Source organism: Labilibaculum sp. K2S (assembly GCF_030372765.1).
Classification (GTDB): domain Bacteria; phylum Bacteroidota; class Bacteroidia; order Bacteroidales; family Marinifilaceae; genus Labilibaculum.
In genome coordinates, this window is sequence record NZ_JAUCMW010000002.1 from 97,771 (window position 1) to 111,286 (window position 13,516).

General features: G+C 34.8%; 8 protein-coding genes. 3 read left to right on the forward strand and 5 right to left on the reverse strand.

The genetic code is table 11. The features are described 5' to 3' along the window. A complete protein-coding gene (gene lnt, locus QUH73_RS03360) occupies window positions 1–1,524 on the forward strand; it encodes an apolipoprotein N-acyltransferase (RefSeq protein ID WP_289529069.1) in 1,524 nt (507 codons plus the stop codon). 62 nt (window positions 1,525–1,586) lie between these two features. Further along, window positions 1,587–2,633: a hypothetical protein gene (locus tag QUH73_RS03365; protein ID WP_289529070.1), complete on the forward strand. Its 1,047-nt coding sequence runs from the start codon at window positions 1,587–1,589 to the stop codon at window positions 2,631–2,633. Window positions 2,634–2,794: 161 nt separating this feature from the next. Here the strand turns inward: QUH73_RS03365 and QUH73_RS03370 are convergent, their stop codons facing one another. Beyond that, window positions 2,795–3,544 (reverse strand): VIT1/CCC1 transporter family protein, encoded by a 750-nt coding sequence (locus tag QUH73_RS03370; protein ID WP_289529071.1) that lies wholly within the window; start codon window positions 3,542–3,544, stop codon window positions 2,795–2,797. A gap of 941 nt (window positions 3,545–4,485) precedes the next feature. Between QUH73_RS03370 and QUH73_RS03375 the strand changes: the two genes are divergently transcribed. Further along, window positions 4,486–7,281, forward strand: a complete 2,796-nt coding sequence (locus QUH73_RS03375; protein ID WP_289529072.1) for a hybrid sensor histidine kinase/response regulator transcription factor — start codon at window positions 4,486–4,488, stop codon at window positions 7,279–7,281. Between the two features lie 159 nt (window positions 7,282–7,440). Here QUH73_RS03375 and QUH73_RS03380 read toward each other — a convergent pair whose 3' ends face one another. From QUH73_RS03380 to QUH73_RS03395, 4 genes are all read right to left on the reverse strand, one after another. Continuing rightward, complete coding sequence (locus QUH73_RS03380; RefSeq protein WP_289529073.1) at window positions 7,441–9,000, reverse strand: glycoside hydrolase family 32 protein; 1,560 nt, start codon at window positions 8,998–9,000, stop codon at window positions 7,441–7,443. Window positions 9,001–9,226: 226 nt separating this feature from the next. Beyond that, the gene (locus tag QUH73_RS03385; RefSeq protein ID WP_289529074.1) at window positions 9,227–10,804 is read right to left on the reverse strand and encodes a glycoside hydrolase family 32 protein; all 1,578 of its coding nucleotides are present in this window, start codon (window positions 10,802–10,804) and stop codon (window positions 9,227–9,229) included. Between the two features lie 52 nt (window positions 10,805–10,856). Beyond that, a complete protein-coding gene (locus tag QUH73_RS03390) occupies window positions 10,857–11,984 on the reverse strand; it encodes a hypothetical protein (protein WP_289529075.1) in 1,128 nt (375 codons plus the stop codon). A 21-nt stretch (window positions 11,985–12,005) separates the two neighbouring features. Next, window positions 12,006–13,448 carry a GH32 C-terminal domain-containing protein gene (locus tag QUH73_RS03395; RefSeq protein WP_289529076.1) on the reverse strand — a complete coding sequence of 481 codons (1,443 nt, stop codon included), beginning with the start codon at window positions 13,446–13,448 and terminating at the stop codon, window positions 12,006–12,008. Window positions 13,449–13,516: the final 68 nt, after the last annotated feature.

Below are 13,516 nucleotides of genomic sequence, written 5' to 3' on the forward strand. Positions count from 1 at the left end.
GTGAAAAAAAACATACTATTTGCCATTGCATCAGGTCTTTTACTGGGAATGCCTTTTTGCATACCACAACTTTTTCCGCTCATTTTTTTTGCATGGATTCCTCTTCTTTGGCTCGAAGAAAAAACAATCAATCACCACAATCCTTACACACTTTTCAATTATTCTTTTCTGAGTTTTTTAGTTTGGAATATTCTGGCGTATTGGTGGGTGGGCAAAGCTCAAATCACAGGAGTAATCCTCATCATACTTATTAATTCTCTTTTGCTTGCGCTGATTTTTTGGTTAATTAGCCGATCACGAAAACACTTGAAAATTTCCATTCTATTTCCATTTCTGCTTATTTGGCTGGGCTTTGAATATTTCGATACCTGGTGGGATTTAGCCTGGCCCTGGCTGAATTTGGGTAATGCTTTTGCTTCTGCACCTAAATGGATACAGTGGTACGAAATTACAGGAACGCGTGGCGGAAGTTTATGGGTGATTTTAATCAATCTCGGATTCTTTTCTCTGATAAAAAATCAAAAAAAGAACATCGCTTTTAAATCTATTGGAATGTTTCTTTTAATTGGTATTCCTCTTCTCTACTCTATTTTTCTATATCACCAAAAGGAAAATGAAATCGGAACCAAAAGCTTCACACTAATCCAGCCAAATTTAGATCCATACAACGAAAAATTTGTTCCCGAAAATGAAGAAAAACACTTTGCGGATTTTATGACCACAGCAGATTCGGTATGCAGTATTCACCATCCCGATTTCTTATTAGCGCCGGAAACCGTGATTTTAAAATATATCGATGAAAATCAGCCTAAGAAATCTTCCAACTATATACAATTGCTCTATTTAAAAAAGAAATATCCTAAAACGAAAATACTTATTGGAACTCACAGCAAAATTGAATCTGAATCGTTTAATTCCGCACTATTTTTAAGCGATACCATAAGGCCTCAATTTTACCACAAAACAAAGCTTGTTCCTCTATTTGAGAGAGTACCATTCGATAAATACCTAAGCTTTTTAAAAGACTATTCGATTGAAATTGGAGGATACCAGGGAACCTACAGCAGCAGGAATGATATTGACTATTTCATATCTGATTCCATAGCATTAGTTCCTGTTGTCTGCTTCGAATCAATTTTTGGTGATTACTGTGCACAAAGAGTTCCGGAAATCCCTGGTTTTCTTTGTATGATTACCAATGATGGATGGTGGAAAACAACTCCGGGTTATAAACATCATTTCAATTTTAGTCGGTTAAGAGCCGTTGAAACCCGCAGAGACTATATTCGGGTTGCCAACAATGGAATTTCTGCTTATATCAACTCAAAAGGCACGATTGTTGCTAAGAGTACATGGTGGAAAAAAGAAGTGCTGACCGGCAGATTAAAATTACGGGAAAATAAAACCTTTTACTCCGAGCATGGGGATTTTATTGGAAGAGTTTGTCTGTTTATAGCCACTCTTTTATTAATCTTTGTTAAAATTCGTGTGGTAACACAATCTAATTCCACCAAAAGGAGTTAAAAGTTTGACTCTTAAATTAAGATTTCGAAATAAATAATTCTAAAATAATAAATTCAAATACTATGAGACGATTACTATTTGCGCTTTTTAGCATCTGCTTTTTTGTTGGATCTGCAAATGCGATCACCAAACACAAAAAAATTGAGAAGACGTTTAAAGCCGGAGAAAACCTTAAAATTGAATCGAAATACAGTAAAATTCAGATTAAACACTGGGACAATCCTGAAATTAAATTCGAGGTGCTGATTAGTGTAGAGGGTTCGGACGATGAAAAAACTAAAAGGATGACCGATGATATTAATATCGATTTTACGGAAGGAGAAGCTCAATTATCTGCAGAAACCGTATTTGGAGACTTTTTCTCACTAAAAAAACTCACCAATTCTCTTTTTAACAAAGGCGAAATAAAGATCAGTTACACCGTTCAGCTACCTTCCAACGTAAAATTAGAAATTATCCAGAAAGATGGAGATGTTTTTATGGATAGTCATGACGGCAACCTAAATCTTGATTTAACAAATGGGAATTTTACTGCTGAGAGCTTACATGGAGAAAACAGCTTTACAATTACAGGATGTACTTTTAAAGTTGAACAACTGAGTGATTCCAAATTAAACGTGGCCAACTCTAAAGTAAGTATAGAAAATGCCAGCAAATTAACCGGTGAGAGCCGCGATTCTGAATTTACGATTGGTGTTGCCGATAACATTAGCATGACTTCTGCACGTGATAAATTCGACATTAAAGAATTGGAATACCTATACGGATCATCAAACTTTAGCAAAATTGAAATTAGCCAATTGGGAGGCGAAGTTGACTACGATCAGAAATTTGGACACATCAACATCTTCAACATCAACAATATGTTTTCATTTATTAAAATAGACTCAAAATACGGAGATGTTGGCCTTAGTTTTATGGAAGGTGCTCAAATTGATTATGAAATCAATCACAAGTCAGTAAAATTCGATAATTCGAAAGACTTCATCTTATCGAACAAAGAAACTGCTGATAAAAAGACTTTCGTGGCAAAAGGTCGTGTAGGCGATAAAAAAGCATTTTCGAAACTAAACATCAGAGCAAACAACTGCAAGATTAGATTGCAGTAATTCCCCTCCGGAAAATCCTCTGAAAGAGAGTTAATAAAAACTAAAATGAAGGCCGATTCCAGTGGAATCGGCCTTCACTTTTTTTTAATTTAAAATATTGGCAAATGATTTGCAGCTAAATGCCAATGTGCTTCGTTCTCTGTCTCAATTTTAAAATTTAATTAAATAGCAACTCCAAATAGATATCCAACAAACGCGGTAAGTCCCATTGCAATAGTTCCCCAGAATGTAATTCGAATAATTGCTTTACTTACACTTGAACCTCCTGTTTTAGCAGTTAATGCGCCTAAAATAATTAAAAAGAATATTGCAAAACAATAAAGAGAATACTCCATTGTTTTTAAGGGTAGAAAAAGAGTTACCAAAAGGGGTAATATTCCTCCTACACTAAATGCCGCACCTGATGCAAAAGCGGCTTGTATTGGTCTGGCCTGGCTGATTTCATTTATTCCCAATTCATCTCTAATGTGTGCACCCAATACATCGTGCTCCGATAATTCTATTGCAACAGTTAATGCGGTTTCTTTTTTCAGTCCTCTTTTTTCATAAATTTCTGCCAATCGCTGCAATTCAATTTCGGGCATTTCTTCCAACTCTTGTTTTTCTCTTTCAATATCCGAATTTTCCACGTCTGTTTGAGAACTTACAGAAACGTACTCTCCTGCTGCCATTGACAATGCTCCTGCGACTAATCCCGCAACTGTTGCCAACACAATAGGTTCCCGAGCATCACTCGCTGCAGCAATACCAATAGCAAGACTCGCTGTTGACAAAATTCCATCATTTGCACCAAGAACTGCTGCTCTCAACCAATTACTTCTATGGATGTAATGATTGTCTAAATAATTATCCTTTTTTTCAGTCATTTTAATTTTCTGATCGTTTGTGGTTTGAAAATTACAATATCTCAAACATTATCCTTTTTACTTTTTGCCACCGATAAAAATCCTTCTTTGTTTCCAACCCAGATATTATCTGCAAAACCTATCTGTTTCTTCACATCCTTTTAAAGATGCCACATCAATAAAGTAATTGATATTATTCCCCATCTAAAATAATTCTCTTTTATGAGTAAGCCAAGCTAAACAGAACTTTTATATCATATATTACTACTGCCATAAGCATAGCCTAAAAATATCACCAGATGATTTCCTCCTAATTGCCCCCTGCTTACACGGGTAAATACCCATTTACTTATCATCAAAGTATTATCAGCGAAAGCGGAAACCCATTTACTGATCACCAAAGTATCTTCAACAAAAACGGAAACACATTTACTGATAAAAAAAGTACCATCCGTTTGGGTGAAGCTCATATTCCGAAAAAAAAAGACCATCGCCTTGTGAAGAAGTACCTTTACTCATCACCAAAGTATCATCTGCATAAGTAGAAGTGCATTTGCTAATAAATAAAAGACCATCCGCTTTTGTTGAAGATACTTTGGCAATGAATAAAAGACCATCTGCTTTTGTTAAAGATACTTTAGCTATGAATAAAAGACCTTCTGCTTAGGTAGAAGACCATTTTTTGGAAAAAAAAAGATTACCTACTTAAGTTGCAGCATATTTTCTGATCAAAAAAACGACTGATTCGCTTTCAGAAATATTTCCGAATAAAAGAAAAATGTAAGGTTCCTAATTTTATTCGGTTGAGCGTCAATAATTCCAATGCGTCTATCTACCCGACTTACCAAACAGAAACAATGAAAACAAGTTGAAATTAACTACCAATATCAACCAAAATAGTACCTGACAAGCTTTACTAATTTCTTTGGTTGGAAGCTGTAAATATTCTTGAATTTTTCATGTTTAGCACGACTAAACAAAGCCTTTTTTTCAGTAATTTTGAAACTATGGCCATTACAAAAAAGAAATACTTCCTACTACTCATTGTTTTCATTTTAGTATTCTCCGAAAAGGGAATTGCAGAGGATAAATTCAAAATTGGCTTTTCGCAATGCACATCAGTAGACAGCTGGCGAAAAGCAATGCAAAGTGAAATGCAAAATGAATTGATTCTATTTCAAAATATGGAATTAGTAATAACCGATGCACATGACAATAATGAAAATCAGATTAGGGATATTCGTGAATTAGTTAAAAGCGGTATCGATTTGCTAATCGTTTCTCCCAACGAGTCGGCTCCAATAACTCACATTGTTGAAGAAGTTTTTCGTAAGGGAATTCCGGTAATTGTTCTCGATCGGAAAATTGAAAGTGAAAACTATACAGCTCAAATTAGTGCCGACAATTATTTGATTGGGAGAGAGGCTGGAAAATATGCTGCCAAATTATTAAATGGCAAAGGTAATATTGCTGAAATTTGGGGACTAAAAGGTTCCAGTCCTGCCATTGAACGACACAAAGGATTCTCGGAAATCATCAGCAAATATCCTAATATCAAAATTATTTTCTCTGAAACAGGAGAATGGTTCAAACAGGGTGGTACTAAAATGATGAAGCTAGCCATTGAACAACATGATAATATCGATTTGGTTTTTGCACATAATGATTACATGGCTATTGGCGCGTATGAAATACTGCAATCGAAATTTGGCGAACACAAACCCTTTTTACTTGGGATTGATGGTCTACCAGGACCAAATGACGGCGTTAATGCTGTAATTCAGAAGAAAATAAATGCTACTTTTTTATATCCAACCGGTGGTGCTGAAGCGATACAGTTAGCCTTTAAAATTTTAAATAAAAAACCATTTAAGAAAAATATCATTCTAAAAACAGTTGTTATTGATTCTGACAACGCAGAAATCCAGAAACTGCAAACCGATCAGATTCTTTCCCTTCAGGGAAAAATATCCACAGCAAAAACCATTCTCGATTCTCAAATCATTAAATACAAAAGTCAGAGAATGTGGCTGATTATTTCGCTTAGTTTTCTTCTTATTGTCATTCTTTTGGCCGTACTCTTGTTTCAAGCATTCAAAAATAAAATAAAAGCCAATCGAAAATTAGAGGAACAAAAGGAACAGATCGAAGATCAACATAAAAGGCTCATTTTGATTTCAGCTCAATTGGAAGAAGCAACTCAAACAAAACTTAGATTCTTTACCAATGTTTCGCATGAATTCAGAACACCTTTAACTCTAATTCTTGGATCTATAGAGAATCTTTTAGATCAAAAAATTAAAGACAAAGAATCGTATCAACAGTTAAATGTAATGCACCGAAATGCCAATCGACTGCTTCGCTTAATCAATCAGCTGATGGATTTTCGAAAAATAGAGAATGAAAAAATGCAACTAAAGATTTCCAAGAATGATATCAATAGGTTCATTAAAGAGATATCCGATTCCTTTCAAGAATTGGCAAATAAAAAGCACATTAACTATTCATATTTGTCAACCATTCAAAAAGAAGACTTGTATTTTGATACAGATAAACTTGATAAAATCCTATTCAATCTTTTATCGAATGCCTTTAAATTCACGCCCGAACAAGGTGAAATTGCTGTTCATTTGGAGAATTCAAGCCATGAATTTAATAAAGAGATGAAGGATTGTGTAAAAATTAGCGTAGTTGATTCTGGTTGTGGAATTTCAGAATCAGATCTTAAAAACGTCTTTCAACGATTCTATCAAGCCAAAACCAATGCTTCGTTTCCAGGAACAGGAGTTGGCTTGTCCTTAACCAAAGCTTTGGTTGAATTGCATTCAGGAATTATAGATATTGAGAGTAGTTTGGGGAAAGGGACAACATTAACGGTCTATTTGCAGAAAGGTAAATCACATTTTAATAATGCTGATTTAATTTTCGCCGACTCTAAAGAAAAAGATACTTCGAGGCAGATTCCATCAGAGCTAGAAGAAATGGACTTTATTCCCCAGCTTACTGAGTCAAATGAAGAAGAAAATCCTTCTTTCTTAACCGACAAAGAAATTCGGATTCTTATTGTAGAGGACAACCCGGATGTTTCGGAACACATCGCAGAATCGCTAAAAGGAAACTATAAAATTTTGAGAGCCGAGAATGGAAAACAAGCTTTAAAAGTGATTGAAGCAGAAAATCCGGAATTGATCATTACCGACCTAATGATGCCAGTGATGGATGGATTGGAATTGACAAACATTGTAAAATCGGATTTAAAAACCTGTCACATTCCAATCATCATGCTCACCGCAAAAGCTTCACAAGAACATAAAATTGAAGGTCTGGAAGTTGGTGCTGATTCCTACATTCCAAAACCTTTTAACAGAAAACATTTGCAGGTTAGGGTGCGGAAATTAATCGAAAGCAAAAAAAGAGTTCGAATTCATTATCGCGAAAGCATCGATTTCACAGAACAAAACGATGGCATTAACAGATTGGATCAGCAGTTTTTGAAGAAAGCTTGCGAAGCCATTGAAACCAATTATCAGAATTACGATTACGGAGTTGAAGAATTGAGCAAGGATATTAATTTATCGAGAGTTCATCTGTACCGTAAAATAAAGAACTTAACCGATTTGTCAGCCAGTGAGTTTATCCGGAATGTGAAGTTAAAAAAAGCCTCATCACTACTTTTGGAAGGAGACTTAAGTATTTCTCAAATTGCCTATCAAACAGGATTTGCCAGTCCATCCTATTTTAGCAAATGTTTTAAAGAAAAATTTAAAATGTCTCCCAAAGAATACATTCAGCAAAAAAAATAAAGTAAGCACTTACATAGAAAATAAAAATGAATTGATGCTTAATAAAAATGGCTTCATATCAGGGGTCGCGAGCTTAATTTTTTCATTGTTCTTCTTAGATAAAAAAAAATCCGAGTCATACAGACTCCGGATTTTTCTTTATTAATTAACATCCTTTTTCTACCAAACTGATTTCAACTTGTAGAATTTGGCTTCTTTAACCGAAATGTTATTACCACTGCTAACTACATCTATTTTATCAAACCTTTCAGCAGAAAAAAATTGATCTGTCATAACCAACTCTCCATCATTTACAAAAACCTCGATGGAAGATTCATCAATAAGTATCTGCAATTTTATTCCTGTTTTACAACTTATCTTTGCTTTATCAATGCTTGCGAAAACATCTGAGAAGGAAATATTCTTAAGCTTCGTTCTATCAATAGTAAAGCTTTCATTCACTCCGGAATAAAAGGCTTCCAATTCTTCACCTGCCGAATTGCTTAGCTTAACACCAAACTTTTGTGGTTGCTCATCCCATGCTATTTCCAAATCTATTTCCAAAGGGATTGCCTTAAAAGGAATTGTATTTGTCACATCAAAATTTCCTTTTATATCCTGATTCGGAATGATATAACATTCCTCCCGAATTAATTCCAGCTCTTTAACCGGAACAGAATTTAAATGGTAATTGTTATCCTCTTTTTTAAGGATCAATTCTCTTGGAAAGGTATTCGCACTTCTCCACTTGTAAGTAGGAACCACAGTTGCATATTGCCAGTTACTCATCCAACCTATAAACAGCACTCTTCCATCCTCTTCCGGCACATTCGACCAGGTTACTCCTGCATAATTATCTCTTCCGTAATCAAGCCATTTGGTATCGTTTCCAATACTAACAAATTCTTTTCCATTAAAATCGCCAACAAAATACTGAGTAGTGCTGCCACCATTAGGGCCTCCAGCACCAATGCTGACAATTAAAATCCATTTTTCCTCATCGGTTCCTTCAACATTTATTGGAAATAAATCAGGACATTCCCAAACACCGCCATGTGAACCAAATTCTTTTCCAAAATCACTTTCAAAAGTCCAATCAATAAGGTTTTTGGAAGAGTAAAAACTTGTATGATCCTGTACTGCAAGAGTCATGATCCATTTCTTAGATTCTTTGTGCCAAATTACTTTAGGATCTCTGAAATCTCTAATTCCAGGGTTTTTTAATACAGGGTTCTTTTCATACTTGGTCCAGGTTCTTCCTTTGTCTAAGCTATAAGCAATTCCCTGCGATTGAAAATCATTCCGTCCGGCCTTTTCTCCCTCCATATTGTGGTAAGTATAAATAGCAACCATTGCAGGCTTATCTTTTGATCCAAATCCTGAAGTGTTTTCATAATCCATCACTGCTGAACCAGAAAATATGTATCCCAAAGAATCAGGATATAATGCTATTGGTAAATGTTCCCAATGCACTAAATCTTTACTCACGGCATGCCCCCAATGCATTGGTCCCCACACCGAACTTTCGGGGTGATACTGATAAAACAAGTGATATTCGCCCTCATAATAAACCATTCCGTTTGGATCGTTCATCCAATGGGTTTCAGGCGTAAAATGAAACTGTGGACGATAAGGTTCCTTGTAAATTTTTTCGGAGTTATCTAACTTCTCTTTTCTTGTTGAAGTACAAGAACACCCTAAAAAACTTAATATTATTATAGCTATTATGTATTTTCCCATTTTCAGCATTTTTTATTACTTACCCTTATAATTAAATTTTTAGCACTTAATTAGTTAACTTAATACTACATCTAAGAAAATCCAACTGCGGTGTATCCTCTTTTTTTCGTTTGAAAAAATATTTTTTTTACAAACTATTTATTTGAATGCAATTCACATTTTCCGAATCGGTTGAATATATTCCATGATTTACAGCTAACTAAACTTACATTTAACACTTCCGATACTAATTTGCTATTTTATAAACAGATATATCAGAAACTTCAATTTGACCATCATCCACAAATATTGTCCATGGGTTTTTGTTCATTTTGTATATGCGATTTGAAAAAGCAACATTATTATTAACATAAACTACACAGATAGATTTCTCAATAACAATTTTGATATCGAAAACATTATCTTCAGGAACAATTAAAGGGGTGAAATTTAATTCATTAGCATATGAACCAGTTGAATAAACAGACTCCTTATAAAGGAATAAAGCCGGCACTGACCATTTATTAGAAGATGTTAAATCAAAAGTTACAGAATAGACTTCGGACAAATCATCACAAGCTCCAAATGAAAATCCAAATCTGGAAGATTGAGAAGCATCTATTCTGAGTTCTATTTTTACAGGAACAGTATTCCGATTAAATAAAGCATAAGATCTTCCATCTTGATTAGTCAATAGATACGATCCATCTTCCACAGCAACATCACCTTTCGAATTTAACATGGAATAATCTGTCAGGGTGTTAAATTTATTATCAACACCTTCAGGAATTGCAGGATATAACTTACCACTGGGTTGTTGAACTAGTTTATGCGTTATTAAACTACCGGCCCAATCGAGTTCTTTATTTCCATTAACCTCCTGTCCGGTTGAACACCATCCGGATAGATAACGTTCTGTTCCTATTGAAGCTGTTTTTCCAGCATAAAGATACAAACCGTCAAAGGTCTCGTGATGACCTTTTTCATCTCCACAACGTTTCCATGGCCCATCAGGACTATCAGCTATTCTATAAAATGTTTTTCGATGCTCATCTCTGTTAATACGAGAAAACAATAGATACCATTTATTACCCATCTTAAAAATATCAGGACACTCAAGGATTTCTGCATCCGAATCAAAATCTGTAAGAGGAGCTATTAAATTCCAGTTTTCGAGATCAACTGATGTATAACGTGCCAATATACCTTTTCCATCCTTAATTGCGGTAATTAGCATTACATAGGCCGATTTTGTTGGATCATAATACACACAAGGATCTCTAAAAGTATTTTTATCATAGCCATCAGGCGCCCCGAATGTGAATGAAGGAGCTTTTGTAAAAGTTCTCATATCGGTTGAAGCAGCCAACATTATTTTTTCTGCAGGGTATAAATTACCATTATGTCCCGTATAAAAACCGTATAATTTCCCTTCCGGATTTTTTATAAAACTTCCTGTTCCTAAATAAGCCTCCTGCGAATTTGATTCTCCGGTGCCTATTGATTGAGTAAGCCCTGAAAAACTGCTGTAGTCTTTAGTTGTGGTACAATAGATTGGATGGTCTGTATCAGCTCCATTTCTCCAGTCCTGCAAATAGAACAGGTAACACACATTATCATCTGCATTATAATATGGCATTGGATCGCCCACATAACCGTTTTGAGGCTTGTAAAATGTTGAATATGCACCACCGTCAACAACGGACCTGCAGCTTGTTGTTGTGTCAACTAGCGGAGGTGTTACGTTCTCAATATTGTTGTCTTTTGAACAACTTGAATTAATTAAGAGAAAAATATACACAGGTAATAATAGTTGAAATCTCATTTGAATAATTATTTAGCGAACGGAAATAAATTCCGTTCGCTTTGGTTTAATATTATTCCTTTGGATAGGCCTTTAATTCGTCCCAATATATCATGTGAGAAGTGAAAGCTTGGTCATCTACTGTTTCATTTACATGCGGAGCAACCAAGATATTGTTTATAACAGCGGTTCTGCTTTCCGGAATTTCAAATATTAATTCCTGCCATTCACCAATTGCGTCCGCAGAATAGAAAACTTTTAACCAATCTTTATTTTGCTCTCCATCCGATTGTATCTCTATCTGTACATCACCGGCTGCTTCTTTTAATACCATTAAACTAATTTTACTATACTCTGCCGGATCAATATCCACTTTATATGTACCCCATAATGCACCACCCGACCATGGTTTTCCTCCATCATCAGTATCTTCCTTGTTTCTCATTATTGCAACACATGTTGATGTGGAATTAACAGCATCCCTTTTGGGATTAGCATATCCGTTATTGATTGTACTGGCAATTGATGCCCAAATTGGAGATACATCTTCTCCATTGTAAATAACAAGAGCAGGTTTAGGAGCTTCTCCTAAGATTACGGTGACCTCATATTTAAACAAAGAACCTAAATAGTCAAGTGTAAAGGTTACTGGGCTTGTAAAATCAACAACAGCCCCTGATTCAGGAGTTAAAGCAGCTCCTTCAGTATATTCAACAATTGGAATTAGAGACGTGATATCGGTACCTTCTGGCAAATAAATTACAATCGTCTTGTTTGTTTGATTAATATCACCTTCTACCGAACCAATTTTAAAACTTGTAATATCAGCTCTCGCAACATCTACTAATACATTATACTTTTGATATAGATTTAGGTTAGTCACGGTATAAGTCACATTAAGCAGATTTCCATTAAAATCTGAAAAGTCGACTGACTCATCAATAGCTGGAACAATCACCGCACCATCTCCTAGTGTTATCTGCGGTGTTAGCGCAGTTAAATCTGAACCAGAAGGAAGAATTACTGAAATGGATGAATTTTCCTCATTAATAGTACCCTCGACACCATTTACCACAAAAGAATGAATATCAACGTCTCCTGAAAAATCAAGAGATGGTGATTCTGTATCATCACAAGCACTAGATGCCAACATGCATAAAACACACATTGCTACGAATAATTTTTGATATATTTTTTTCATGAAATTAATTTTAGCTTAAACTTAGTTTTGAAAATAAAAATACGATGCTTCAAGAATTTCTATATTTCCTTTCTCAGTGAAAAGAAATATCTGATCAAATTCACTCGAATCTGACACAAGACTTGACAAAACACGTTTTCCCGTTTCCGTATAAAATTCAATAATCCCAGAATCAATAAGAACATTTATTTCTAAAGTAGAATCTCGATGAATGCAAGGCATTTCAACTGCTCTTTTCTTTTCCTCATTTACTGTTGATAATAGAAAGTAATTTTTCCAGAAGTTTTCATATCCAAATACCAAATGTTCTCCATCCTTATTCATAAACTCTATCCCCAATTTGCCTGGAAAAGAAATTCGAGTCATGTGTTCGGTTTTAAATTTCAATTTTAGATATAAAGGTTCTTTATTTTTCGGTAAATAATCGGATAAATTCATCCTTCCTGAGAGTTTAACTGAATCCAAAATCACCTTTTTGTTCTGATGCTGATTATGGTCCAATCTGGGATATAACTCAATCATTAACTCGTTGTAAATTTCGGTAAGATGAACTGTTCGAGGTACTGTATATTTGCTTTCAGACTTATCTTCTCCCTCAACAAATCCAATAAGAATTGGAGCCTTATTTTCTTGAGAAAAAGCTACAGCTCCACAAACATTCTTTCCAAAATCAACAAAATGATGCTGAGTTGTTTCTTCTATAAAATCATTCTCCTCGAAACTTCCGATATAATATTGCATTTCTGATTCCAATGTCACTTGTTTTCCTGACGAAAAAGTAATCAGGCAATAACTTGATCCATCACCCAAAGGAAATATCAAATTATTATTCAGAACCGAATTTTTAGGAAAATGATCTGACCAAAATTCACTTGCATATTCCCAGGAAACAAAATCATTTGATGAATAAAATTCAACATGATCTCTAACAGAAATACTCATCATCCATTTCTTTTCTGAATCAGACCAAAAAACAGAAGGGTCCTGAGGATTTTCCAACAATGAATTTGGAACCTCTGGTTTTCCCTTGAAAATTGTCCAATTCAAGCCATTATCAAGGCTATATTTCAGAATGGCATCCATTTGGTTGTTTTCATTGTTTTCAATCAACAAGGCAAGCAATGGAACTCCAGTCTTTGTTCCGATAGCAAGACAATGCTGTTTGTCCTGCACAATGGCGGCACCCAAAATATTCTCTCCTTTTGGAAAAATAGAAGTTTCCTTTTTTTCCCAGATTAACAGATCCTTACTGAATGCATGTGCAATATTTACAGAAGTGCCACTTGTCTTTTTGTTTTTGTAATAAAGGTGGTAGATTCCAGCTTCATAATATAACAATACCGGTGCATGCAAGATCCCAGATTCCAATCCAAAATGTATTGAATGTATGTTATTTTTCTTTTGTGAAGAAGAACACCCTACAAACAGAATAACAATCCAAATACTTAATATGATGTTTCTCATGATCATCTTGTGTTTCATGCAATAATTAATCTTTACCCAAAATGGTGAATTGATATTGTTGTTTAACC